The sequence below is a fragment of the Streptomyces sp. CB01635 genome (assembly GCF_002803065.1).
Classification (GTDB): Bacteria; Actinomycetota; Actinomycetes; order Streptomycetales; family Streptomycetaceae; genus Streptomyces.
The window spans coordinates 18,251-42,758 of sequence record NZ_NNBL01000009.1; the positions used below are offsets into that span (position 1 = coordinate 18,251).

The 24,508-nt window shown below is 70.1% G+C and carries 25 protein-coding genes and 1 pseudogene; 4 read left to right on the forward strand and 22 right to left on the reverse strand.

Annotated elements, in window-relative coordinates; translation table 11 throughout:
- Nucleotides 1-125: 125 nt before the first annotated feature.
- Both CG723_RS23270 and CG723_RS23275 read right to left on the reverse strand, forming a co-directional pair.
- Nucleotides 126-1,043 carry a hypothetical protein gene (locus CG723_RS23270; RefSeq protein ID WP_100595413.1) on the reverse strand — a complete coding sequence of 306 codons (918 nt, stop codon included), beginning with the start codon at nt 1,041-1,043 and terminating at the stop codon, nt 126-128.
- The gene (locus CG723_RS23275; RefSeq protein WP_100595414.1) at nt 1,040-3,367 is read right to left on the reverse strand and encodes a SpoIIE family protein phosphatase; all 2,328 of its coding nucleotides are present in this window, start codon (nt 3,365-3,367) and stop codon (nt 1,040-1,042) included. Before CG723_RS23275 ends, CG723_RS23270 begins: the two co-directional genes overlap by 4 nt.
- Nucleotides 3,368-3,648: 281 nt before the next feature.
- Between CG723_RS23275 and CG723_RS23280 the strand changes: the two are divergent.
- Nucleotides 3,649-4,333 (forward strand): annotated as a pseudogene (locus tag CG723_RS23280) (IS5 family transposase); the annotation flags it as partial.
- A 37-nt stretch (nt 4,334-4,370) separates the two neighbouring features.
- Here CG723_RS23280 and CG723_RS23285 read toward each other — a convergent pair.
- The 3 genes from CG723_RS23285 to CG723_RS23290 form a co-directional block, all read right to left on the reverse strand.
- Entirely contained in the window at nt 4,371-4,940 is a 570-nt protein-coding gene (locus tag CG723_RS23285; protein WP_100595415.1) for a class I SAM-dependent methyltransferase, read from the reverse strand.
- Between the two features lie 92 nt (nt 4,941-5,032).
- On the reverse strand, nt 5,033-5,230 hold the full coding sequence (locus CG723_RS46365) for a hypothetical protein (protein WP_159032525.1): 198 nt from the start codon (nt 5,228-5,230) through the stop codon (nt 5,033-5,035).
- Nucleotides 5,211-5,867: a TetR/AcrR family transcriptional regulator gene (locus CG723_RS23290; protein WP_100595416.1), complete on the reverse strand. Its 657-nt coding sequence runs from the start codon at nt 5,865-5,867 to the stop codon at nt 5,211-5,213. The genes CG723_RS46365 and CG723_RS23290 overlap by 20 nt, the downstream gene beginning before the upstream one ends.
- A 146-nt stretch (nt 5,868-6,013) precedes the next feature.
- On the opposite strand from CG723_RS23290, the gene CG723_RS23295 reads away from it, so the two are divergent.
- Genes CG723_RS23295 through CG723_RS23305 form a run of 3 tightly spaced genes read left to right on the forward strand, consistent with a single transcriptional unit; the run spans nt 6,014 to nt 9,032 of the window.
- Nucleotides 6,014-7,216, forward strand: a complete 1,203-nt coding sequence (locus tag CG723_RS23295) for an acyl-CoA dehydrogenase family protein (protein WP_100595417.1) — start codon at nt 6,014-6,016, stop codon at nt 7,214-7,216.
- Nucleotides 7,213-8,241, forward strand: coding sequence for a phosphotransferase family protein (locus CG723_RS23300; protein ID WP_100595418.1), 1,029 nt, complete (start codon nt 7,213-7,215; stop codon nt 8,239-8,241). Before CG723_RS23295 ends, CG723_RS23300 begins: the two co-directional genes overlap by 4 nt.
- Before the next feature lie 32 nt (nt 8,242-8,273).
- Nucleotides 8,274-9,032 carry an SDR family NAD(P)-dependent oxidoreductase gene (locus CG723_RS23305; protein ID WP_100595562.1) on the forward strand — a complete coding sequence of 253 codons (759 nt, stop codon included), beginning with the start codon at nt 8,274-8,276 and terminating at the stop codon, nt 9,030-9,032.
- A 60-nt stretch (nt 9,033-9,092) separates the two neighbouring features.
- Here CG723_RS23305 and CG723_RS23310 read toward each other — a convergent pair whose 3' ends face one another.
- The 17 genes from CG723_RS23310 to CG723_RS23390 form a co-directional block, all read right to left on the reverse strand.
- Complete coding sequence (locus CG723_RS23310) at nt 9,093-10,133, reverse strand: MBL fold metallo-hydrolase (RefSeq protein ID WP_100595419.1); 1,041 nt, start codon at nt 10,131-10,133, stop codon at nt 9,093-9,095.
- Between the two features lie 58 nt (nt 10,134-10,191).
- Nucleotides 10,192-11,718 (reverse strand): class I adenylate-forming enzyme family protein, encoded by a 1,527-nt coding sequence (locus CG723_RS23315; protein WP_100595420.1) that lies wholly within the window; start codon nt 11,716-11,718, stop codon nt 10,192-10,194.
- Between the two features lie 119 nt (nt 11,719-11,837).
- Nucleotides 11,838-12,158: an EthD domain-containing protein gene (locus tag CG723_RS23320; RefSeq protein WP_100595421.1), complete on the reverse strand. Its 321-nt coding sequence runs from the start codon at nt 12,156-12,158 to the stop codon at nt 11,838-11,840.
- Between the two features lie 53 nt (nt 12,159-12,211).
- The gene (locus CG723_RS23325; protein WP_100595422.1) at nt 12,212-12,604 is read right to left on the reverse strand and encodes a hypothetical protein; all 393 of its coding nucleotides are present in this window, start codon (nt 12,602-12,604) and stop codon (nt 12,212-12,214) included.
- The gene (locus CG723_RS23330) at nt 12,601-12,966 is read right to left on the reverse strand and encodes a nuclear transport factor 2 family protein (RefSeq protein WP_100595423.1); all 366 of its coding nucleotides are present in this window, start codon (nt 12,964-12,966) and stop codon (nt 12,601-12,603) included. The genes CG723_RS23325 and CG723_RS23330 overlap by 4 nt, the downstream gene beginning before the upstream one ends.
- Nucleotides 12,967-13,033: 67 nt before the next feature.
- The gene (locus CG723_RS23335; protein WP_100595424.1) at nt 13,034-14,227 is read right to left on the reverse strand and encodes an ABC transporter substrate-binding protein; all 1,194 of its coding nucleotides are present in this window, start codon (nt 14,225-14,227) and stop codon (nt 13,034-13,036) included.
- A gap of 193 nt (nt 14,228-14,420) precedes the next feature.
- Complete coding sequence (locus CG723_RS23340) at nt 14,421-15,041, reverse strand: TetR/AcrR family transcriptional regulator (RefSeq protein ID WP_100595425.1); 621 nt, start codon at nt 15,039-15,041, stop codon at nt 14,421-14,423.
- A gap of 80 nt (nt 15,042-15,121) precedes the next feature.
- Nucleotides 15,122-16,270 carry an acetyl-CoA C-acetyltransferase gene (locus CG723_RS23345; protein WP_100595426.1) on the reverse strand — a complete coding sequence of 383 codons (1,149 nt, stop codon included), beginning with the start codon at nt 16,268-16,270 and terminating at the stop codon, nt 15,122-15,124.
- A gap of 35 nt (nt 16,271-16,305) precedes the next feature.
- Nucleotides 16,306-17,100 (reverse strand): enoyl-CoA hydratase-related protein, encoded by a 795-nt coding sequence (locus tag CG723_RS23350; RefSeq protein WP_234374466.1) that lies wholly within the window; start codon nt 17,098-17,100, stop codon nt 16,306-16,308.
- Nucleotides 17,097-17,876 carry an SDR family NAD(P)-dependent oxidoreductase gene (locus CG723_RS23355; protein ID WP_100595428.1) on the reverse strand — a complete coding sequence of 260 codons (780 nt, stop codon included), beginning with the start codon at nt 17,874-17,876 and terminating at the stop codon, nt 17,097-17,099. The genes CG723_RS23350 and CG723_RS23355 overlap by 4 nt, the downstream gene beginning before the upstream one ends.
- Complete coding sequence (locus CG723_RS23360) at nt 17,873-18,649, reverse strand: SDR family oxidoreductase (protein WP_100595429.1); 777 nt, start codon at nt 18,647-18,649, stop codon at nt 17,873-17,875. Before CG723_RS23360 ends, CG723_RS23355 begins: the two co-directional genes overlap by 4 nt.
- Nucleotides 18,646-19,899, reverse strand: coding sequence for an acyl-CoA dehydrogenase family protein (locus CG723_RS23365; protein ID WP_100595430.1), 1,254 nt, complete (start codon nt 19,897-19,899; stop codon nt 18,646-18,648). The genes CG723_RS23360 and CG723_RS23365 overlap by 4 nt, the downstream gene beginning before the upstream one ends.
- 37 nt (nt 19,900-19,936) lie before the next feature.
- Nucleotides 19,937-20,911: a phosphotransferase family protein gene (locus CG723_RS23370; protein ID WP_100595431.1), complete on the reverse strand. Its 975-nt coding sequence runs from the start codon at nt 20,909-20,911 to the stop codon at nt 19,937-19,939.
- Nucleotides 20,908-22,110, reverse strand: a complete 1,203-nt coding sequence (locus tag CG723_RS23375; RefSeq protein WP_100595432.1) for an acyl-CoA dehydrogenase family protein — start codon at nt 22,108-22,110, stop codon at nt 20,908-20,910. The genes CG723_RS23370 and CG723_RS23375 overlap by 4 nt, the downstream gene beginning before the upstream one ends.
- Before the next feature lie 32 nt (nt 22,111-22,142).
- The gene (locus CG723_RS23380; RefSeq protein ID WP_100595433.1) at nt 22,143-23,288 is read right to left on the reverse strand and encodes a thiolase family protein; all 1,146 of its coding nucleotides are present in this window, start codon (nt 23,286-23,288) and stop codon (nt 22,143-22,145) included.
- Complete coding sequence (locus tag CG723_RS23385; protein ID WP_100595434.1) at nt 23,285-23,656, reverse strand: Zn-ribbon domain-containing OB-fold protein; 372 nt, start codon at nt 23,654-23,656, stop codon at nt 23,285-23,287. Before CG723_RS23385 ends, CG723_RS23380 begins: the two co-directional genes overlap by 4 nt.
- A 4-nt stretch (nt 23,657-23,660) precedes the next feature.
- Complete coding sequence (locus CG723_RS23390; RefSeq protein ID WP_100595435.1) at nt 23,661-24,449, reverse strand: enoyl-CoA hydratase/isomerase family protein; 789 nt, start codon at nt 24,447-24,449, stop codon at nt 23,661-23,663.
- Nucleotides 24,450-24,508: the final 59 nt, after the last annotated feature.

Here is a 24,508-nt window from a genome sequence, read left to right on the forward strand (position 1 = left end):
GCTGTTGCGGAGCACGGCCCTGCGCAAGTGTCTCAGTGCAGGGGTGACCCTTCCCGAACAGTGTGCGAGCTCCTCGGGCCCGCCCCAGTGACAGCGGGGACGCGGTGGGACCGGCCCGAGGGGTTTCAGTTGGGCGCCGTGGCCTCGTTCACGCAGCGCAGGACAGGTCGGCTCTTGAGCGCCGATGGATCGTCGAGCCGGGCGCCGGTGACCTCGAAGGCCCCCTGCTCGCCGGGCAGCAGGGTGACCAGCGCCCGGTCGGCCACGGCCGCCGGGTCGAGCCGGTCGGGGAACAGCGCGAGATCCCGTACGAGGGTGTGCGCGTCGACTGTGACGCGGTAGCCGTCGGCCTCGCCCGGACCGAGCGGGTCGACGTGGGCGGTAAGGTCCGCGCAGGGGAAGGCCACCTCGGTGTCTTCGGCGTAGAACTCGACCACGCGCTGCCCTCCGAGCTCGGCCACAAGCAGCTCGCGGGTCTTGTCGTCCGGCCCGGTCAGCTCGACCGGGAGCTCGATGCGTGCCACCGACCGGGGCGCGCAGTCGACCGACATCTCCGCCTCGCCGAGCGTGGCGCCGGAAAGGGAGCGCCGGGCCACGCGCAGGGGCACGGAGTCCGAGCCCGGCGCGGTCACGGTGACGGCCGCGTCGGGCTCAGCCGGGCCCGCCCAGATCTGTGGACCGTCGTTGACCGCGTACACCGCTCCGTCACGCACGACGAGGATCCGGTCGGCGTATGCCTCGCGCAGCGCGTACCAGAGGGGTTTGCGCCGGCCGTCGACGTCGACGGCCGACCAGGAGACGACCGGCCAGCAGTCGTTGAGCTGCCAAACGACCGTGCCCATGCAGTACGGGGCGTGCGAACGGAAGTGGCGGATGCCGAAGGCGACGGCGCGGGCCTGGTTCAGCTGGGTGAGCCAGTGCCAGTCGTCGAAGTCACGGGGTTGCGGTAGGTGGTCACCCAGGCCCCGCAGGAGCTTGCCCTGGCCGTCGTCCGCTTTCGCGATCCGGGACACCGCGCGGTGGGCCTCGCCTACCGCGCTCACGAAGCGCGCCCGGCACCGTTTCGGCGCTCCGCTGACATTCCTGTCGGTTGCTCTGCCCAAACGGTCTTTCCCTGGGTTTGATAGCGGGTGCCCCACTGTTCCGCGACGCTCGCAATGATGAACAGTCCTCGGCCTGTCTCGTCGATGGTGCGGGCATGTTTCACCTGCGGAGCGCTGGTCGCGGTGTCGCTGACCTCGCAGGTCAGCATCCGCTCGAAGATCAGTCGTACCTGCAGCGGCGGAGCGCCGTAGCGGACCGCGTTGCCGACGAGCTCGCTGACGATGAGCTCGGTGGTGAACGCCGTTTCCTCGTCCATGCCCCAAGCTTCCAGTTGGCGGCGGGCCGCTGCGCGGGCGATCGGGGCGGCCTCGGGGTCCGCAGGCAGGGTGCGGGTCAGTACCCGATCTTGCGGCAGCGCCTTCGTCCGGGCGAGCAGCATCTGGGCCTCGCCGGTCGGGTGGCCGCCGGTGAGCGCTTGCGCGACGTCGTCGCGCAGATCCGACAGGGGCCTTGTGCTGGCGCCGTCCAGGAGCCGGCGAAGCGGACCGGATGGCGCCAGGACAGCGTCCGCGAGCGCGGCCGTGCCCATCGCCAGAGTGCTTCCTTCGGGGAGGTCGACGGTGGTCGCGGGGAACGGGGCGTTGCCTGTTTCGGCGAGTTGGGGGCCTGAGGGAACGGCCAGGCCGGCCGAGGTACCGTCGGGGAAAACCGCGACCGGCTCGGGGAGGCCGGCGCGGGCGATGGTGCAGGTGAGATCGACCGGGTCGTAGATCGCGATAATGCAGCCGGCGGTGAGCGGCTCGCGGTTCAGGGGATCCGTGGGAGGCAGCGTTGCGCGCGCGGCCACGAGGCGGGCTACGGTGTCGCTGAGGCGGGCCAGCAGCTCGTCGGGTTGCAGGTCCAGGGCGGCGAGTGTATGGACGGCCGTCCGCAGGAGTCCCATCGTGATGGCCGCGGCGATACCTTGCCCTGCCACGTCGCCGACGATCAGCGCGGTCCGTGCGCCGGGCAGTGCGATCGCGTCGGACCACGCGCCGCCACCCTCCGGAGCAGGAAGGTGCAGTTGGGAGATCTCCACGGTGGCATGTGTCGCCGGTTGGTGCGGGAGAAGTCTGCGCTGGACGGTTCGCGCGATGATCCACTCACGCATGAACTGACGGGCGTTGTCGATGCAGAGCGCAGCGTGCGCACACACAGCGGACGCCACCGCGACGTCCTCCTCTTCGAAGGGGTCTTCTTGCTGGTGGCGGTAGAAGCTGACCACGCCCAGAACATGACCGCGCAACGCCAGCGGTGCCACGATCAAGGAGTGGGCACCGGATCGCCTGATGACGTCGGCTCGGGCCGGGTCGACGGCCAGCCACGAGCTGTCCTCCTCGATCGCCACGAGGCGCGGCCGAAGGTCGGACAGGACGTCCGAGAAGGGGGTGCCAGCTGGCAGGGGTCGCACGACTCCGAGCGGGTGACCCGCGATTCGGCCTTGGAAGGCTGCTCGGCGCAGTGGAACGTCCCGGTGGACGGGTACCGGGGGAGGGTCCTCTCCGCAGACGACGTCTTCGATCACCGAGACGTCGGCGATGCCGGCGAAGGCGGGCACTACTGCCTCCACCAGCTCCCGGCAGACATCCATCACGTTCAGCCGGTGCCCGACTTGTGTACGGACCGTGTCCAGGACGGCCAGGCGGTTCTGTGCGCTCTCTCGCTCGGTGACGTCGACCGTGGATGCCACCAGTCCGACCACATTGCCGACGGAGTCCTCCAAGCGGAAGTAAGAGACAGAGTGGATACGGTGCGTGGGCTGGCCTGGTGCCTTGATGCGCCGGACGAGCCGGTTCACGACCGGTTCTCCGCTCTCCAGGACCTTTTGCGCCACAGCGGCTTCTTCCTCGGGGTCTTCGAGTTCACACGCCTCGGTGAAATGCTTGCCCAGCAGGTGCCTCACTGGTGTGTCATGTGGCCCGCCGGTGGCGGTGCTCATGCGGACCACGCGAAGCTGATTGTCGAGGACGTGCAGTCCCACTGGGGAATGGGTGAACGCAGCCTTCAAGGCTGCCACGTCCTGTCCCGACATGGTGTCCCCCGCTGCGAGCATCTGCCACAACACGGAAGTACCTCGAAGTACCGGCTTGACCAGCACCGCGGCCGCATCCGAGAAGCTCTCCCCCCGCCGTTCGCCCTCAGCGGCGACCTCGCGCATGAGCGCGGTCACGGACTCGCCGACGGCCTCTTCGGCGGACCAACCGAACAGCTCCTCGGCCGGACGCCTCCACTCGATCACCCGGCCGCTCTCATCGATGAGTACGAGCACGTCACCGCTGGGCATTCGAAAACACCTCCACACCCATCGTTACGCCGATCGGCTCAGCCCGCCTCCCACCAGGTCTATCCAGGATCTGTCGTCAAAGATCTGAGCATTCCCCCCGGACTCAACCGCCCTCCGGAGCCGTTACTCTGCGCGCCGTCTCGCCGCGCGCAGATCCCCAACGGCCACGCTCGCGGGGATCCGGCTCGGCCAGAGCTACACAAAGCGGGGCCGGCTCTGGGCCGTCCGAGGACGCCTAAGTGATCGTCTCAACTGGCTTGATCACTAAGCTGGTGGGCGTGATGGCGATGGTGGAGCGGCTGGTGCCGGAAGGGTTGTGGGAGTTGTTCCAGCGGGTGGTCCCGGCTGCACCGGTACGGCCTCAAGGTGGCGGCCGACGTCGGTACGGGGACCGCCAAGTGCTGGCGGCCATCGTGTTCGTGGCCACGACCGGCTGCACGTGGCGCCAGCTCCCGCCAGGCTTCGGGCCGTCCGGGCCAACCGCTCACCGGCGGTTTACCGAGTGGAGCCGTGCCCAGGTGTGGGGCAAGCTTCATCGCTTGGTCCTGGACGAGCTCGGTGCGCGCGGCGCCTTGGATTGGTCGCGTTGTGCGATCGATTCAGTGAACATGCGGGCAGCGAAAGGGGGGACCTGACGGGTCCGAATCCCGTAGATCGCGGGAAGAAGGGCTCAAAGATCCACTTGATCACCGAGCGAACCGGTCTGCCTCTCTCCATTGGTATCTCCGCTGCGAACACCCACGACAGGAAGGGCCTGGAGGCCGGCGTGGACCGCGCCGGCGACGGCCCGCCAAGCTCCATGGCGACAAGGGGTACGACTACGACCACCTGCGGCGATGGCTGCGCTCGCGGAACATCACTCCGCACATCGCGCGCAAGGGCATTGAGTCCTCCCAGCGGCTGGGCCGACATCGTTGGACCGTGGAGCGAACGGTGGCCTGGCTTGCAGGCTGGCATCGCCGCCACCCTCATCTGCTACCGGCGGCTTACCAGATGAGGGATCTCACTGGGTGTCAGGCTGACGGCGGGCAAGGATGATTCCCCCCAGGGTGCTCTCGGCCGAGGTGAGCGTGCTGTGTTGGTCGACGGTGAAGCCGGCCTCGTTAAGCCAGCCGGTCATCTGGCTGTGCCGACGACGATGGACGTGGACCTTCATCGGGTGGCCGCCGTAGCCCTCCGTCTTCATCTTCGACTCGTCCCCGACATGAAAACTGAGGAGCAGCGATCCGCCTGGCTGCAGCACTCGATGGAAGTGCTTGAAGACCGTGTCGATCTCCGTGTCGGGGATGTGAATCAGCGAGTACCAGGCGACCAGGCCGACCATCGAGCCATCGGCGAGGTCGAGGTCCGTCATGGAGCCGAGTTCAAACCGCAGATCGGGGTGGTCACGCCGGGCCACCTCGATCATCCCCGGCGATAGGTCGATTCCGAACGCGTCCAAGCCCAGCTGGCGCAAGTGAGCTGTAATCCGCCCCGACCCACATCCCACGTAGCGGGTGTGACACCTGCACGACGCCGTGTTCCACAGCACCCTCGGCGATCTCCCCGAGCCGGGCGACAAGGGATACGCCACGGTCGATAGACAGGGTGTGCTGACGGACTGGAGCCCAGGTGCCGAGCGGCTGCTTGATTACACCGCCGAGGAAGTCCGCAGGCGGCGCGGCCCTAGGGCGATGCCTCGCAGACGAGGACCGAACCGTCCATGGCCCGTCCCGCGAGGTGAAGACTCCATGCCTGCTGGGCCGTGTCGGCGAGCCACTGCGGGTCTGTTCCGCCCCGATCCGCGGTGTCGCGCAGCTCCTCACCACCGATCCGTCCACAAGCAACAAGGGCGAGCGCCGCTTCAGCGCTGCTCAGCCACACCGACGATGCGTAGCGCGATGTCGCCGTACTGGTAGGCGAGTTGGTCGACGGTGAACTCGCCCACCTCGTGGAACCAGCTGGACACACCGATACCCATGTCCAGGATCGAGTACGAGGCGATCCTCGCCGACTGAACATGGAAGACGCCCTCGGCGGCGCCCCGCTCGATGAGTTCGCGGAAGCGGCGTTCGTAGGCGCTGCGGCGGCTGAGGACCCGGTCCTGGTCGGGCTGCTCCAGGCTGCCGATCTCACGGTTGCCGACGAACGCCTCCAGGCGATGGCGCGCGTGGTAGCGGATGTGCGCCTCCACGGAGCGGCGCAACTGCTCGTGGACGTCGTCCACTCCGGCGACGGCCGCCCTGTTGTCGGCGATGAGCTGCTCCATCGTCCCGATCATGATCTCGACCAGCAGCTCTTGCTTGGACTCCACGTGTTTGTAGAGGCTCGGACCGCGGATGCCGACCGCGGCCCCGATGTCGGCCATGGTGGTGGACCGATAGCCCTGCGCGGCGAACAGCTGCAGCGCGGCCTGCCGGATCGCCGACCGGCGGTCGGCCGGGGAGGCGCCCCCGGGCTGTGCGGGTCGGTGCGGACGTTCGTAGGACCCGTCTTGGGTCGCACCTTGAGCTGCACGCATCCGAACCCCCGAAGCTATCCACCATTAGCCGCGTCTCCGGCCTCAAGCACCACACTATAGCCGTCGCTTTCGCTCGTGGTCTTGACATGGGGCTCGCTTCAGCTCTCTCATGGCTAATGGTCAGTAGCCAAGATCAGAGGTGAAGCATGACCATCGGGTTCGAGATCGACGACAGGGTCGCCGACATCGCGCGGCGCACCACCGACTTCGTTCGAGATGTGGTGATACCTGAGGAACAGGCCTGCGACGGGAACGTCCATACGGGGCCGGAGCCGCTGCGCCGGCGATTGCAGGAGGCCGCCCGGACGGCCGGGGTGTTCGCCCCGCACGTGGGCACCGACTGGGGCGGGCTCGGGCTCGACCTGTGCGGGCAGGCGGTGGTGTTCGAGGCGGCCGGGCACTCGCTGCTGGGACCGCTCGCCCTCAACTGCGCGGCGCCCGACGAGGGCAACATGCATCTGCTCGAAGTCGTCGCCACGGCGGAGCAGAAGGAGCGGTATCTGGGGCGTTTGGCCGCCGGTGAGGTGCGGTCCTGCTTCGCGATGACCGAACCGGCGCCGGGCGCGGGTTCCGACCCGCGCGCGCTCGCCACGACCGCGACGAGGATCGACGGCGGCTGGCGGATCGACGGCCGCAAGTGGTTCATCAGCGGCGCGGACGGCGCAGGCTTCGCCATCTGTATGGCCCGCACCAGCGGCGGCCCCGGCGACGCCGGCGGCGCGACGATGTTCCTCGTCGACGCCGACAATCCCGGCATGAAGATCGTCCGGAACATCGACACCCTCGACCAGGGACTGTTCGGCGGACACAGTGAGGTCGTGTTCGAGAACTGCGAAGTGGGCGCCGACGCCGTGCTGGGCGAGGTGGACCAGGGATTCAAGTACGCGCAGGTGCGCCTGGGCCCCGCCCGGATGACACACTGCATGCGCTGGCTCGGAGTGGCGCGCCGGGCACAGGACATCGCCCTGGAGCGCGCCGCCGAGCGCTCGGCCTTCGGTAGGCCGCTGGCCGAACTGGGCATGGTGCAACAGCTGTTGGCCGACTCCGAGATCGACATCGAGACCAGCCGTGCGGTCCTGTGGCGGGCCTGCTGGGAGCTGGACCAGGGCCGCTCGGCCGCACAGCACACCTCCATCGCGAAGACGTACGTCTCCGAGGCCGTGAACCGGGTCGTCGACCGCGCGGTGCAGGTGTGCGGCGCACTCGGTATCTCGGGGGACGCCCCGCTGTCGCGGCTGTACCGCGAGGTGCGTCCGTTCCGGATCTACGACGGCCCGTCCGAGACCCACCGCTGGGCGATCGCCAAGCGCGCGGTGCGGACGGCACGGGAGCGGAGGGACGCGCGGTGACCACCTCAGAGGAGGCCGTGATCGGCGTCGACGTGCCCGCCCTGCGGCGCTACTTCGAGCGCCATGTACCGGATTTCACGGGCGAGTTGCGGATCGCGCTGTTGCAGGGCGGGCGCTCCAATCTCACGTACGACGTCACCGATGGGACGCACCGGTGGGTGCTGCGCAGGCCGCCGCTGGGCGTGCTGACGCCGACCGCACACGACATGGACCGCGAGTACCGCGTCGTCGCCGCGCTCGGCGGCACAGGGGTGCCGGTCGCCAGGGCCGAGCTGTCGTGCACGGACTCGGACGTGATCGGGGCGCCGTTCTGCGTCGTCGACTTCGTGGAGGGGCCGGTGCTGCGCGACGGGGACCGGGCCGCCGAGCTGCCGCCCTCCGACGCGCGAAGGGCCGCCGAGGCGCTCGTGGACGCGCTGGCGGCGCTGCACTCGGTCGATGCCGCCGCTGTCGGGCTCGGCGACTTCGGCCGCCCCGACGGCTATCTGGAGCGTCAGGTGCGCCGGTGGAGAGGCCAATGGGACAAGGTCGCCACCCGGACGCTGCCCGACGTCGACGAACTGCACGGCAGGCTCGCCCGCGCCCTGCCCGCGAGCGGCGCGCCGACGATCGTGCACGGCGACTACCGCCTCGACAACACCATCCTGGCCCCGGGCGACTTCGGCCGGATCGCCGCCATCGTCGACTGGGAGATGGCCACACTCGGCGATCCGCTCGCCGACCTCGGAATGCTCCTCATGTACTGGGACGCGACCTGCGAACCGGTCCTCGGGGCACGCCACGTCCCGACGGCCAACCCCGGTTTCCCCTCCGGGCAGGACCTGGCCGAGCGCTACGCCGCCAAGTCCGGCCGTGATGTCCGATCCCTGAGCTACTACCAGGCGTTGGCCTGCTTCAAGCTCGCCGTGATCGCGGAGGGCATCCATGCCCGCTACGCGGCGGGGCAGACCGTGGGCACGGGTTTCGAGCGGGTCGGCTCCGCGGTGCCCGCGCTGCTGAACTCAGGACTGGAGCTGCTGTCGTGACCGCGACCACACAGTCGTACGAAGGAGACACCGTGCGAGACCGCCTGTCCGGACAGATCGCCCTCGTCACCGGGGCCACCGGCGGCATCGGAGACGCCGTGTCACGGCGGCTGGCGGCGGAGGGCGCCACCGTCGTGGTCACCGACGTCGACGCCGGCCGCTGCGAAGAGCTGGCGAAGGAGCTGACGGCCGGCGGGGCGCGGGCGCTCGGCCTCGCCCTGGACGTCAGCGACGAGGACGCATGGCGGGGCGCGGTCGACCGGGTGGTCGCCGAACTCGGCGGCCTGACGGTGCTCGTCAACAACGCGGGCATCGCCGAGATGCGGACCGTGGAGACGGAGACCCAGGAGTCCTGGGACAAGGTCATCTCGGTGACGCAGGGCGGTGTCTGGCTCGGCATGAAGCACGGCGGGCCCGCGATCGAGCGCTCCGGTGGCGGCTCGATCGTCAACATCGCCTCGATCTTCGGTACGGTCGGCGGCTTCGGCAGCCAGTTCTCGTACCACGCGGCCAAGGGCGCGGTCCGGCTGATGACCAAGAACGCGGCCCTGCACTGGGCCACCCTCGGAGTCCGTGTCAACTCCCTCCACCCCGGCTTCATCGAGACGCCACTGTCCCGCGAACTGTGGCGGGGCACACCCCGCCACACCGCGATGGTCGAGGGCACTCCGATGGCGCGGCTCGGCAGGCCCGACGAGGTCGCGGGGGCGGTCGCGTTCCTGGCCTCCGCGGACGCGAGCTTCGTCACCGGCTCCGAGCTGTACGTGGACGGCGGCTGGACAGCGCGCTGACGGAGAACGCGGAAGGGGGCGCGGCGGTTGCCGCGCCCCCTTCCGCCCGTACGTGCACTGTCAACGCACCCGCGTGTACTGGTTCACCCCGTCCCGGAACGCCACCGTGGCCCGGCCCCGGAGCACGAGCACGTCCAGGTGCGCCGCCGTCTCGTTGATCGCGAGCATCTGGTTGAACTCGCTGAGCTCGCCGAAGGGCACCTCGCGGCGCGTCCAGCCCAGTTCGCGCGCCACCGCGTGGGCATCGAGCGTGCCGTCGCCCAGCGCCACCAGGCTCTTGGCCAGCCGGTCGTCGTGGTGCGTGAGCAGCTCGGCGACGCGGGTGTGGGCGCTGTCGGCGACCGGTCCGTGCGCAGGCAGCAGGCGCGTGTCCGCGTACTGGGTCATCAGACGCAGGGAGTCCAGATAGTCGGCGAGCGGCTTGCCTCCGGGCTCGGCCAGTTCGAAGCCGATGGACGGCGTGATGTGCGGCAGGACGTGGTCCCCGGAGAACAGGAGCCCGCGCTGTTCGTCCAGGAAGACCACATGCCCCTTGGTGTGTCCGGGGGTTGGCACGACCCGCAGTGCGTGGTCGCCGAAGCTCAGGGTCTCCGCGCCGAGCCAGCGGTCGGGGGTCTCCCACACGCTCGGGTCGTAGCCGCCGTGGTCCATCGCCTGGACGCGGTCGGCCAGGTCGCCGGCGCCCGCCCTGCGCAACGTCTCCAGCGAGCCCGCTGGTTCGTCGCTGCGCAGCCGGTCGAGCATCTCGAGGCCCGGGCGCTCGCCCGCGCCCAGGTACACGCGCGAGCCGAGGAGTCGGCGCAGCTCGACGGCGTTCGTGTAGTGGTCGCGATGGATGTGCGTGACCAGGATGTGGTTGATGTCGCCGAGGTCGCGGCCTATGGCGGCCAGGGCCTCCTCGAGTGCCTTGCGCGCCTCGGGGATCGCCCAGCCGCCGTCGATCATGACGATGCCGTCATCGTCCGCAAGGTTCTCCAGCAGATAGACGTTGACGGCGTGCAGCCCGTCGTTCGGCAGCGGCAGGGGAACGCGGTGCACCCCGGGCTGCACGGTCTGGATTCCGGCTGCGGCCCATGGGCCCTGGTCGAACCGCGTGGTCATGATGCTCCCTTGCTGGCTGGTGCTGGTGTGTCCGTGTGGATCGTCCCGGCCTCGTGGATCAGGCCGGGTCGGGAGTGTTCGTGCGCAGCCGGTGGGCCAGTTCGCGGGCCCCGGACCGGTCGAGCTTGCCGACCTTGGTCTGCGGCAGCTCCTCGATCCCGTAGACGAACTCGGGCCACTTGGTCCTGGACAGGCCGACGCTGTCGAGGTGGCCGGTCACCTCCGCCAGGTCGATGCCGCCGCCGTCCTCGGTGACGACGAGCAGAGCGATGCGTTCGCCGAGCACCTCGTCCGGGACGGCCGCGACGCAGGCCCGCGCGACCCGCGGATAGCTGGCGACGGCACGCTCGATCTCGGTGATGTCGATGTTCCGGCCGCCGCGGATGATGATGTCCTTCTCGCGGCCCATGATGCTGATGGTGCCGTCGTCATGGGTCATCAGCAGGTCGCCGGTGGGGAAGTAGCCGTCCTCGGTCAGCGTCGGCGCCTCGACCTTGCCGTCGCGTGCGTAGCCGAGGAAGAGGGAAGGGCCGCGCACTTGCGCGCGGCCCGACACCCCGGGTCCCGCCGTGTCGCCTTCGGGGGTGAGTGCGCGCAGGTCCGTGCCGGGAAAGGGGCGGCCGTCCCTGCCGAGCCGGATCTCCTCGGGTTCGTCGGGGCGCGGCGAGGTGTGGCCGAGACACTCGGACATGCCGAAGACGCGCAGGATCCGCGTGCCCAGGGACTGTTCGGCGCGCGCGAGGGCGCCGCGGTCCATCGGACCGCCTCCCACGGTGATCGCGCGGACTCCCCCGAGGATGCCGGAGCCGGCCGCCTCGGCTCCCATCTGCAGGGCCATCGTCGGCACGCACATGGTCCAGCGCACCTGTGCCTCGGCCATCCGCTGCAGAGCGACGGCCCGGTCCCACTTCGTCATCAGGACGAGCGGGCCGCCCAGGAGAAGTGCGAGGTAGACGCCGAAGCAGTACGCGGCCGTCGACGACAGCGGGACGATCGCGGCCACTGCGTCTCCGCGCGTCAGGCCGTTGATCTCGATGGTGCTCGTGCCCGCGTAGCGCAGGGCGTCCTCGGACTGGACGACGCCTTTGGGCCGCCCGGTCGAGCCGGAGGTCAGACCGATGAGGACGCCGCCCGACCAGCGGCTCACGTCCCGCTGCCCGGGTGCGGCGTGACAGGTCCAGCCGTCGAGCACCGGGTCCGAGGTGAAGGCGGCTCCGGCCCCGCCCGTCATCAGCTCGGACACCCCCCATTCGTCCATCGCCGAGGGCTCGGCGACCACGGCGTCGGGGCGGATGTCCTCGAAGGCGGCCGCGAACTCGGCACGTGTGGTGTGCCGGTTGACCACCGCCAGGACCCCGTCGCCGAGTCCCACGGCCAGCGTGCCCGCGACGGTCCGCCATGAGTTGTCGGCCTGGAGCATGACGGTCCCGCCGGACCCGTCGCCTGCGCCGGCGGACAGCGCCGAGGCGAGCCGGCCCGCCTCGGCGAGCAGCTCACGCGCCGTGTGGCTGCTCGAGTCGTCGATGACGGCGACGAAGTCCGCCTGCTCGGCCTGTCGTTGGAACTCCTGCACTACCTGTCGCATCCTGCTTCCTCGCTACGCTGTGCCGAACTCCGTGATGAACCCTGCTCTGTGCATGCCGTGCTGGATGTACTGGATGTTGTGGATGTAGTGGATGTAGTCATGCTGGATCTGTGGTGGCCTCAGCCGGTGAACATCTCCGCCTCGCGGCCCATCACCGCGATCCGGCGGCCCTTCATGTCGCCCACCTGGGCCACCGCGTCCGCCCACTCCGGGCTCGCGAGGGCCTTCTTCAGGGCTTCCGGGGAATCGAAGCTGAGCACGGAGATGCCGTCCCAGCCCTCGGAGCGCGGCTCCAGAGCCTGGTCGATCTCGGTGTGCCGCCAGGCGCGCAGCCCGGGCAACCGGTAGGTCAGCTCCGCGTGGTCGCCGCGCCACCAGTCGATGAACCGCTCGTGGGTCCACTCCGGCGGACGGGCGGCCAACAGGACGAGGTTGTACATGAGTTGCCTCCGAAAATGTCCCTTGTGTGGTCCCGTATGTAGTCCCGTACAGGTCAGTCGAAGCGGATCTCGGACGACCGCCCGATCAGCAGCCGCTGCAGCCGGCCACCATCGTCCACCCGCCCGGCCGCGACGAAGGTCGCCTCTGGAACGCCCGCGCGGCGCACCTCGCCGAGGAACAGCTCGTCCTGGCCCAGGGTGGTCGCGGACAGCCGGTGGTGGGTGCGGGTGCCGCGCTCGCGCTGTTCGAGATAGCCGACCAGAGCGGCCCGGTCACCTGCGAAGTCGGTCGCGTTCCCGTCACCGGTGGAGAACAGGATGGAGAGCGTGAAGTCGTCGCTGATCAGGTCGAGGATCCGGTTCGGCTCATCGGTGTCGAGGATCTCGAACCAGGCGGTGAGGAAAGGCGCGGAGGCCGTGTCGGTGGACGTGGTGGTGTCGCTCATGACTGCTCCGGAAACTCGATGAGGTCGTAGGTCGTGGTGAAGTACGACTGGTAGCGCGCCATCTGCCCGTCCGGCGTGATCACGGCGGCGGAGAGGAAGGATCCGACGGCCTTGCCGGACTCGGTGACCACTCCGTACACGGTCTCCAGGTCGCCGTCGGAGCTGTGCCGCAGGATCTCGTGCGTCCGCTCGACGGCGTTGCGGCCGGAGATGTACGCCGCGAAGTCGTCCTTGGACCAGCCGGTCTCCTCACGGCCAGGAAGGGCGATGCGAAAACGGAAGTCCGGTGCGAGGAGTTCGACAGCCGTCTCGGGACGGTCGCTGTCCATCCGTGCCATATAGGCGCGCAACACACTGGCCATGGGGTGGTCCTCTCACTGTTGGTCACTATGGGTCACTGCCGGGACGGGTGCCGGCCGCGGACGGACGTCAGTCGCGGGTCGGCGGGGTGAAGAAATCGCCCTGCGACTCCCAGCGTCCGTTCCTCACGACGACCTTCTGTACATCGCGGGTGCCGAGGTGGTTGTCCGGGGAGAAGTTCAGGACCGGTCCGACCCCGGTGTCGACCGCTTTGGCTTTCTCGTACGCGGCGGTCAGGGCCTCGGAGGTGACCGGACCGTCGATGGTCTTGGCGATCTCCACGAAGGCCTTGGCGGCTTCCCAGCCCCACAAGGTGATGAAGTCGGCCGGCTGCCCCTTCTCGTACTTCGCCATCGCCGTACGGAACTCCTCGACCGCGGGATCGTCGTCGTTCGGCGACTTGACCAGTTGCACCGCCCTGACCCCTTCGGCCGCCTTGCCCGCCAGCGTGAGCGTGGACTGGGCGGCCACCGGCGCGTATCCGTACACGGGCGTGGACAGGCCCTGCAGCTTCGCCTCCTTGAGGTACGAGGCGGCCTCGGCGGACGCGAGGATCAACACGACCGCGTCGGGCTTCTCGGCCTTCACCTTGCTGATGACCGGGCTGTAGTCGGAGGTCTGGAACTTGACCTTGAGCCGTTTCACACGGACCGACGGGTCGGCCTTGCGGGCGGCGGGGCCGATCTCCTTCGCGACGTTCACAAAGGCGGCCGGGTCGCTGTGCACGACCAGCACCTTCTTCGCTCCGTCACGCGCCACCCAGTCCCCGAGCGCGGCCGCCTGATCCTCGTAGAGGGTCTGCAGACCGAACAGTCCGTCCCTGGCCGGCTGGTACCACGTCGCGTCCCCGCCCAGCGGGTTCAGCACCGGCACCTTCTTCTGGTCCAGGACGAAGGGGAACGTGGCCTGAGACTGGGCCGTGCCGTTGGCCGCGACGATCGCCACGACTCCGTCCTGGTCCACGAGCCGGCGGGCCACCTGCACGGTCTGCTGCGGATCGAAGGCACTGTCCTTGACGACCCAGTCGATCTTGCGGCCGTTGATCCCGCCGCGGGCGTTGACGGACTTGAAATACGCGTCGGCACCCGCCCGTTCAGGGATGCCGAAGGATGCGAGGGCACCCGTGAGCGGGTACCAGGCACCGATCTTGATGACCTTGTCGTCCCCTGCCGCCGAGGGGTTCTTGGTGCCGCAGGCGCTGGCCACCACGGCGAGCATGGCGGCGAGTGCGGCGATGAGCGCGCGTGTCGTGCGGCGTCGCATAACCCCTCCAGGAATCAACCTGAGTTCAGTTCAATTCACATGTCGGATCTTAATCCTGAGGAAACACGCCTGGCAATGGCTGGTTACGTACGCGATCACCGCGTATGCGCGGCGGGGCACCGCCGGGACAGTACTGCGGCCCCCTGACGGACATCCGTCGGGGGGCCGCACGGTCGCGGGAGCGCTCAGTGCGTCAGGCGGCGACCATCCGCACGCAGGCGCCCTCGATCAGCTCGCTGATCTCAGAGAGCGGCGTGGCTCCGGACGGCCGGTACCAGCGCCACACGCTGACGATCAGACCGAGCACGCCCGCGCCCAGCAACTGCGCGTCCCGCAGCGGGAACGCGCCCTGGGACATGCCCTTCACCAGCAGGTTCGTCCAGTCCCGCTCGACGACCTGGACGAGCTGGCGGGCCGCGACGCGCTCGGCCTCCTCGCGCTTGGACCTGCGCGAACCCGAGAGCAGATCCATGTGGTTCTGCAGGATGCGCATCTGCAGGACCTCGTGCGGGGAGACGTCGTACGCCGCCCGGACCGCGGCGCGCAGCGCCTCGACGGGGTCCTCGGTGTCCGTGGTGGCCGCCACGAACCGGTCGTGGGAGCGCTCCAGTTCGAGCCGCATGATGGTGAGCAGGCAGTGCGTCTTCGACTCGAAGTAGTGGTAGAGGGCGGTCTGCCCGATACCGACGCGCTCCGCCACGGTGGACCACTTGGTGGCCTCGAAGCCGGCTTCGCCGAAGCAGTCCACCGCGGCCGTGAGAATGGCCGCGCGCTTGGACCTCGGTCCGGCCTCCGGTTCAACGATCCTTGTCATGCTCCCTCTCCTGGCCGTCACCCACCGTGTCCGTACCCGAGAGTAAACCCAAGTTGAACTCAGTTGCCAACCGGATCCGGTCAGAGACGTTCGAGCACGGTGGCGTTCGCCATGCCGCCGCCTTCGCACATCGTCTGCAGGCCGTAGCGTCCGCCGGTCCTGCGCAGCTGGTGGACGAGTGTGGTCATGAGCCGGGCGCCCGTGGCGCCGAGCGGATGACCGAGCGCTATCGCCCCGCCGAAGGCGTTGACCTGCTCGTGGGCGGCGCCGATCTCCTTCTGCCAGGCGAGGACGACGGAGGCGAACGCCTCATTGATCTCGACCAGGTCGATGTCGTCGATGGCCAGCCCCGCCCTGTCGAGGACCTTTTCCGTGGCGGGGATCGGGCCGGTCAGCATATGGATCGGGTCGGAGCCGACCACGGCCGTGGCGTGCACGCGGGCCAGCGGGGTCAGGCTGTGGCGGCGTACCGCCTCCTCGGAGGCGATCAGCAGGGCGGCGGCGCCGTCGGAGATCTGGCTGGAGACGGCGGCGGTCAGCCGGCCGTCCTCCGTCAGGGTCTTCAGGCCTGCCATCTTCTCCAGGGTGGTGTCGACGCGTGGGCCCTCGTCGGCGCTCAGTCCGAATGCCGGGGTGATCTCGTCGTCGAAGTCGCCGGCCGCCTGGGAGGCGAGGGCCCGCTGGTGGCTGGCGAGCGCGAACCGTTCCATGTCCTCGCGGGTGACGCCCCACTTCTCGGCGATCAGCTCGGCGCCGCGGAACTGCGAGACCTCCTGGTCCCCGAAGTGCTCGCGCCAGCCCTCGCCCGCGAACGGGCTGCCCATACCGGCCTGTTCGCCGACGACCATCGGGCTGGCGATGGGCACCAGGCTCATCACCTCCACGCCCCCGGCGACCACCAGGTCGGCGGCGCCGGACCCGACCGCCTGCGCGGCGAAGTGCACGGCCTGCTGGGAGGAGCCGCACTGCCGGTCGATGGTGGTCCCGGGCACATGCTGGGGCAGGCCCGCCGACAGCCATGCGGTGCGGGCGATGTTCCCGGTCTGGGCGCCGATCTGGCTGACGCACCCGAAGTACACGTCGTCGACCGCGCCCGGGTCGACGCCTGCGCGCTCGAGGAGCGCACGCAACACATGTGCGCCGAGGTCCGCGGGGTGCACGCCGCTGAGCGTGCCCTTGCGGCGGCCGACCGGGGTGCGGACGGCTCCGACGATGAATGCTTCCGACACTGTGGGCTCCCTCTGATACGGGTACGGGTACGGGTTCAGCGGTTAGGGGTGATGCCGGTGAAGTCCGGCGCCCGCTTGCCGAGGAACGCGGCGACGCCTTCGCGGCCCGCGTCGGACGTGGCCGCGGCGGCGAGCGCGCGGGACTCGCGGTCGAGGTGTGGGTCGAGGCCCGAGGTCAGACCGGCGGCGACGAGCCGCCGGGTGACGCCGAACGCTGCGGTGGGGCCGTCGCGCAGGGCCTCGGCAGTCCGCGCGGCCTCGGCTGCCAGTTGGTCCGCAGCCACGACCCGGCTCACGAGTCCGAGCGAGGCGGCTTCCGTCGCGGGGAGCCGCCGGTTCGTCAGCAGCAGGTCCAGGGCGCGCTTGGGCCCGATGAGGCGGGGCAGCGTCCAGCTCACTCCGGCGTCCGGTGCGTAGCCGATGCCGGTGTAGGCAGCGGTGAACGTGGCGTTGTCGGCGGCGAGGGTCACGTCGGCGCCCGCGGCCAGGCCGATGCCCGCGCCCGCGACGGCTCCCTGGACGGCGGCCACCATGGGCGCGTCGAGCAAGGCGAACACACGCAGCGCATCGTGGAGTGCGCCGGTGACGGCGCCGAGGTGCTCCTCCAGCACCTCGCCGGAGAGCGGGGCGAATTCCCTGAGGTCGCCGCCGACGCAGAAGGACTTTCCCTCGCCGGTGAGCAGTACGACCCGGACGGCGGCGCGTTCGCAGGCGTGAGCCGCGTCGAGCAGGCCCCGGGCCGTGTCCAGGTCGATGGCGTTGCCGGCCTGGGGGCGGCGCAGGGTGACGCGGGCGAGGCCGTCGTCCTGTATCTCTACGCCGACACTCATCGCGCGGTCCATCCGCCGTCGACGGTCAGGACCTGCCCGGTGCAGTACGAGGACGCGTCCGAGGCCAGGAACAGCAGGGCGCCGTCGAGTTCGTGGCCGTCACCGCCGCGCCGCAGCAGGGTGTTGCGATCGACCCAGCGGCTGGAACGCTCGTCCCCGAAGAGGTCCTCGGTCATCTCCGTACGGAACCAGCCGGGGGCGAGGGCGTTGACCCGTGTTCCCTCACGACCCCACTGGCCGGCCAACTCCCGTGTCAGGCCGATGAGTCCGGCCTTGGACGCCGAGTAGCTCGCGCCACCGAGGGGCGCGGCGGAGACCAGGCCGAGGATGGAGGAGACGTTGATGATGCTCCTGCCGCCCGTGCCCTCTCCGGCCGGCGCCTCGGCGGTGAGCCGGGCGAGGTGGAAGGGCGCGGTGAGGTTGACACCGAGGACGTCGGCGAAGGCGTCCGGGGTCTCGTCCCGTGCGCGCGTCTCGCCGGAGGTGGCCGCGTTGTTGACCAGGACGTCGATGCGGCCGGTGGTGTTCAGCGCCGTGTCCACCAGCCGCGCACGGTCCGCCTCGACGGAGACGTCGCAGGCCACGGGGTGGATGCGCGCGTCGGAGTCGGCGAGTTCCTTCAGCCGGTCGATGCGGCGGGCGGCGGCGAAGACGGTGGCGCCCGCCTGTGCGAGGACGGTCGCGAACCGTGCGCCGAGTCCCGCGGAGGCGCCGGTGACGACGGCCGTCCGGCCCTCCAGGGAGAACAGCTCGGCTGCGGTCGATGGCGCGTTCACTCGTCCACCCCGATGGGCAGGGCGGTGGCGCCGCCGTCGAGGACCAGGGTCTGGCCGGTCATCCAGGAGGAGGCGTCGGACGCGAGGAAGAGGGCCGCGTTCGCCACGTCCTCCACCGTGCCCAGGCGCCGCATCGGCAGCTTGGCGGTGAGGATGGGTTCGCGAACTTCCCATACGGCACGGGCCAGTTCGGTCTTGATGAGGCCGGGGGCGATGGCGTTGACCCGGGCCCGAGGGCCGAGTTCGTAGGCCAGCTGCCGGGTCATGTGGAGCATGGCGGCCTTGGTGGCGTTGTAGTAGCCGATGTGCGGGTCGACGATCAGGCCGCCCACGGAGGCGATGTTGACGACCGCTCCCCCGTGCTCGGCCATCCAGGCGCGCCAGGCACAGCGGGTCCAGGCGATCATTCCGTACTGGTTGACGCGGACGGTCTTCTCCGCGCGCGGCAGGTCCAGGTCGAGCAGGTCGCCGTGGTACGGGTTGGTCGCCGCGTTGTTGACGAGGATGTCGAGCCGGCCGAAGCGGGCCATGGTCTCCTCGACGCAGGCCTCGGCCTGGTCGGGTTCGCCCGCGTTGGCGACCACCGTGTGCAGGTCGCCGTCGCCCTTGACACGCAGCAACTCCTCGCGGGCCTCGGCGAGTCCGGCGGCCTTGCGGGCGGCGATCACCACGTGTGCGCCGGCCGCCCGGTAGGCGGTGGCGATGCCGAGGCCGATGCCACGGGATCCGCCGGTGATGACGGCCACCTTGCCGTCGAGGGTGTTGGCGCTCACGCTGCCCCTGCCTTTGCGTCGGTCTTCGTGTCGGTCTTCTCGTTCTTGGTCTGGTACTTGGCCAGCTCCTGGCGCGCGACGGTCCGCAAGTGCACCTCGTCGGGGCCGTCGGCGATCTTCAGGGCGCGGGTGATGGAGAACAGCCGGGCCAGTACGGTGTCGTCGCTGACCCCTGCCGCGCCGTGTGTCTGGACCGCCCGGTCCACGACCTTGTGGGCGACCTCCAGGGCGGCCACCTTGATCGCGGCGACCTCCATCCGCGCGGCGGCGTTGCCGACGGTGTCCATCAGCCAGGCCGACTTGAGGACGAGGAGCCGCAGTTGCTCGATCTCGATGCGGCTGCGGGCGATCCACTCGCGCACCACGCCCCGCTCGGCCAGGGGCCCGCCGAAGGCGACGCGTTCGGTGGCGCGCTCGCACATCAGCTGCAGTGCGCGCTCGGCGAATCCGACGGCGCGCATCGCGTAGTGCATGCGCCCCGGGCCGAGCCGCCCCTGGGCGAGCGCGAAGCCCTCCCCCTCGCCACCGAGGATGTTCCCGACGGGTACACGCACGTTCTCGAAGAGCACTTCGCCGTGCCCGCACCGGTCGGTGTAGCCGAACATCGGCAGGTCGCGTACGACCGTGACGCCGGGGGTGTCGCGCGGGATGAGCAGCATGCTCTGCTGCCGGTACGTGGGCGCGTCCGGGTCGGTCTTGCCCATCAGGACGATGAGCTTGCAGTCGGGGTCGAGGATCCCGGAGGTGTACCACTTGCGGCCGTTGACGACGTAGCTGTCGCCGTCGCGGGTGATGCGGGTGCGGATGTTGCGCGCGTCGGAACTCGCGACCTCGGGCTCGGTCATGGCGAAGCAGGATCGGATCTCTGCCTCCAACAGGGGCCGCAGCCAACGCTGTTGCTGCTCGGGCGTGCCGTACAGCGCGAGGAGTTCCATGTTGCCGGTGTCGGGCGCCGAGCAGTTGAACACCTCGGGGCCGATGATGGAGCGGCCCGCAAGGCCCATGAGCGGCGCGTATTCGAGGTTGGTGAGGCCCGCGCCCCAGTCGCCGTGCGCCATGAAGAGGTTCCACAGGCCTTCGGCCCGCGCCTTCTCCTTGAGCTCGGTCATGACCGGCGGCAGCGCGTGCGGGTCGTCCGCCTCGGCCAGCTGTCGGTCGTAGACGGGCTCCGCGGGAAAGACGTGCTGCTCCATGAACGACCGCATGCGGTCTTGGAGTTCACTCGCGCGGGGCGAGAATCCGAAATCCACGATTGCTCCTGTACGGGGGTGGGGCGGCCGGTCCGGGTCAGCCGAGGATGTCGAGCGCGGTGCGGATCATCGCGGCGATGGTGGGCGGCAGCCGTTCCTGGTCCGGGTCGTGGTGCTTGCCCTCACGGTGCCGGCGCAGGTTGTGGCCCATGATCGCGGCCATCTTCATGCGGCCCAGGGCCCGGAACCAGTCCATGTCGGGAAGCCCGGGGCCCCCGTCGCCGTACGCGTCGAGGAGTTCGGCCTCGGCGGGCAGGCCGGGCACGGCGCGCCCCAGCTGCGGGAAGTTGCGGTGGTCGGCGAAGAGCAGGAACCAGCCGAGGTCGATGCGCGGGTCGCCGACGCTCCAGATCTCCCAGTCGACGACCGCCACCGCCCGCTCGCCGACGCACAGCACGTTGCCGAGCCGGAAGTCGCCGTGCAGGAGGACTGGCGGGAGGCCGTCGGGCACGTCGTCGGCGAGGCGCTTCAACAGCTCCTCTCCACCTGGGCGCAGTTCTGCCGGTACGGCGTGCAGGGTGCGGCTCCAGCGCTCCAGCTCGCCGGCTGCGTCAAGTGGTTGGGGCGCGCCGAGACCAGGCGTGCGGATGTCGGTGGCGTGCAGCCGCCGCAGCACGGAGGCGATCTCCAGCATCCGCGCCCTCGCAAGTTCGGCGGACAGCTCCGGCTCGTCGAGTACGGGCTCGACGGCCTCGCCGGCGGCGAAGTCCATGGCGAACCAGGCGGGTGGACTCTCGTCGACGGCGGCGACACCCGGTACTGGCACGCCGGATCCGGCGAGTGCACCCAACACCCGTGCCTGGCGCAGGACATCGTTGCGCCCGACGGGCCGCTGCCCCGGTGGCACCGCCTTGACGACGTACTTCGTGTCACCCACGGCGACCGAGTACGTCAGCCCGGAGTGGCCGCCCGGCAGCGTCGTCAGCTCACCGATGGCTGCCCCCGGATGCCTGCGCGCCAGCTGGTCCCCGACCCGTACGGCCAGCTCCGCCACCTGCGTCGCCGTGCTCATCGGACCGGCTCCTTGGGCAGGCCGAGCACGCGCTCGGCGAGGATGTTGTGCTGGATCTCGTCGGTGCCGCCCGCGATGCTGTAGCCGGGCGCGCCCAGCAGGTGCTCCGTCCAGGCGTACGTGCCCCACTCCCCCGTGTCCGCCACGAGGCTCGGCCCGAGCAGCTCCGCCACGAGATCGCTGGTGCGTCGCATCGTCTCGGTCGCGTACAGCTTGCCGACCGAGGCTTCCGCGCCGGGCTCGCGGCCTGCGACGAGGGCGCCGGTGATGCGCAGGCCGATGAGGCGTTGCACGAGGGCGCGGACGTAGAGGTCGGTGGCCCGCTGCTGTTCGGCGCCGGTGAGCGGTCGGGGAAGATTCCGGGCCAGGTCAAGGGCGTGGTCGGCGTTGTCCAGGCCGAGGTTGCCGGAGTCCAGGCGCTCGGCGGCCAGCACGCTGAGCGTGACCCGCCAGCCCTCGCCGACCGGTCCGAGCCGGTCGGTGTCGGGCACGACGACGCCGTCGAGATAGACCTCGTTGAAGCTGGCTCCGCCGGTCATCTGCTGGATGGGGCGGACCGTCACGCCGGGCGCGTCCATGCGGACCAGGAAGACGGTGATGCCCGCGTGTTTACGGACGTCCGGGTCGGTGCGGCAGACCGCGACGCCCCAGGTCGCCACCCGGGCCCCGGAGGTCCACACCTTGTGGCCGTCGAGGACCCAGTGGTCGCCGTCACGCACCGCCTTCGTGCGCACCGCGGCGAGGTCGGAGCCCGCCTCGGTCTCCGAGAAGAGCTGGCAGGCGAGTTCGTCGGTACGCAGCATGGGCCGGAGCCAGCGTGCCTTCTGCTCCTCGGTGCCCCAGATGCCGATCGCGGAGGCGACGAGCTGCTGGGTCACCGGGAAGATCTCGGTGCGGTGCGGCACGTCGAATGCCGCTTCTTCGGAACGGTAGAGCTGCTCGTAGTACGCCGGCAGGTCGCGTCCCCCGTACGCCGCCTGCCAGTTGAGCGCGCCCCACCCCCGGTCGTAGCGGGTGCGTTCCCACTCCTGGGTGCGGGCGGTGTGCTCGCGCTCCTGCTCCTCGGTCCAGTTCTCGAACACGGCGACCGAGTCGGAGCCGCTGCCCCACGCGCCGTCGGCGGCGCGCGGCCTGGCGACCGTGGCGAGCCACTGCCGGGCCTCGGCGCGGAACTCCTCGGGTTCCGGGATGCCGCTCATCTCTTCCTCCACCTCGAATGTCAGCGGGGCACTCACCGGGCCAGCACCGTGCATGCGCTCACGCCCGGGGCGCCGTACACATGGGTGAACCCGACCCTGGGTGTGCCGGGGACCTGGCGTTCGCCGGCCCGGCCGCGCAGTTGCTGGACGATCTCGTAGACCTGGCGCAGTCCGGAGGCGCCGATGGGTTCGCCGTTGGCGATGCAGCCGCCGTCGGTGTTGACCGGCAGCGAGCCGCCGATCTCCGTGGCGCCGGAGGCGACCAGCCGCTCCTGCTCACCGTCCTTGCAGAACCCGCACTCGGCCATGTGCATGACCTCGGCGCCGCTCTCCGTGTCCTGGAGCTGGCAGACGTCGACCTCGCCGGGTCCGATGCCCGCCTCCTCGAAGGCGGCGGCCGCGGCATCCCGGCTGACGCTGGTCGGTTCGCCCCCGGGGATCGACGGGCTGAACACCTCGAACGAGCCGAAGCGCCGGGTCCGCAAGGCCGCCGAGCGCAGGGTGACCGAGGGGCCGTCCAGGGTGCGGGCGACCTCGGGCGAGCAGAGCACCAGCGCGGCGGCGCCCGCTCCCGGGGAGCAGAACATGAAGCGGGTGAGTGGATCGCTGACCATGCCGGAGTCCAGGATCTCGGCGGCGGACACCGGCTTGCGGCGCCAGGCCTCGGGGGTGCGGGCTCCGTTGCGGTACGCCTTCTCGGCGACCTGCGCGAGGGTCTGCGGCGTGATGCCGTGCTCGTACATGTAGCGCTGGATCTTCATGCCGAAGAACTGCGTGGTGACCATCAGGCCGTCGCTGCCGTACTCCGCGCCCAGGCCCCAGTCCTCGGGGCGCGGGTCGAAGGCGCCGCGCGGGTGCTTGTCGAAGCCGACGGCGAGGACGACGTCCGCCATGCCCGAGCGGATCGCGTTGACGGCGGAGATCAGCGCGCTGCCGCCGGTCGCGCAGCCGTTCTTGACGTTCACGAACGGCAGTCCGGTCAGGCCGAGTTGGGCCACCAGGGTGTCGGCGAGTCCGGCACTGTCACTGCCGCCGAACGCGGCCCGCACCCGGGACCAATCGATCCCGGCGTCCGCCAGCGCGGCGCCCACCGCGCTGACGGCCAGTTGCCGGCCGCTCGCCTCGGACCGGCCGAACGGGGTACGCCCGGCTCCGCAGATCAGGACGTCGGTGCTCATGCTGCCTCCTGTGCGGGCCTGGCCCGGGGGACGCCGCTGCCCGCGGTCACGGTGAGCGGCATCCCGATCCGGACGGTGTCGAGGTCGTCGACGTCGAGCACGGCGGCCACCCGGACGCCTTCGGCCAGCTCCACGTAGCCGACCGCGAACGGCGCGAACCCGCCGGGCGGTTCCTGGTACGGGGGCGACTTGGGGGCGTAGCGCTGCACCGTCCACGTCCACAGGGTGCCCGCGCCGGACAGGGCCGCCGACTCGGCCGGCCCCCCGCAGCGCGGGCACGTGTCGTCCGCGGGGTAGACGGCCACCGCGCAGCCGGAGCAGCGTGCGCCCTGGAGCCCGGTGGCCGGACTCCGCGGATCCGTGGTCATGGGATCAGCGCCCCTGCCACTTCGGCTCGCGCTTCTCCAGGAACGCCGAGACACCCTCGGCGGCGTCCTCGGAGTTGAGCGCCACGCCCACGGCGAGGTGCTCCATGACCATGAGCGACTGCGTGTCGGCGTCCAGGCTGCGGTCGATGGTCATCTTGGTGAGCCACATGGTGAACGGGCTCTTGTCGGTGAGGTCGCCGATGAAGTCCTCGACCGTCGCGTCCAGTTCGTCCGCCGGTGCCGACTTGTTGATCAGGCCGAACTCTGCGGCCTCCGTGCCCGACAGGAGCTTGCCGGTGAGCATCAGCTCCTTGGTCTTGCGGATGCCGATCATGCGGGGCACCCGGTAGATCGGGCCTGCGCCGCCGAACAGTGAGCGGCGGATGTGGAAGTCGCCGATCTTGGCGTCGTCCGCGGCGATCGCGAAGTCGCAGGAGATCATGATCTCGAAGCCACCTGCGGTGACGTAGCCCTCCAGGACCGCGACCGAGGGGGTCTTCATCGAGTAGAGCCGGTCGCACACCTTCGCCGACTTGACCGCGACGTCGATCGCGTTCGACTTGCCGACGAAGTCCGCCTTCAGGCTGTCCAGGTCGAACCCGGAGCAGAAGGTGCCGCCGCGGCCGCGGAACACCAGGACCCGCAGCTCGGGGTCCTCGTCGACCTCGGTGATGATCTCGTCGAGCCGGTCCAGGATCGGCACGGTCACGCAGTTCTTCTTCCAGGGGCGGTTGAGCCAGACGCGGGCGACGTGGCCGTCACGCTCGAACTGGATCTCGTCTTCCACTGCCATCTCTGATCCCTCCGAGTCCAAACTGAACTGAATTCATTCCGAGTTTGCGGAGCTGGTGA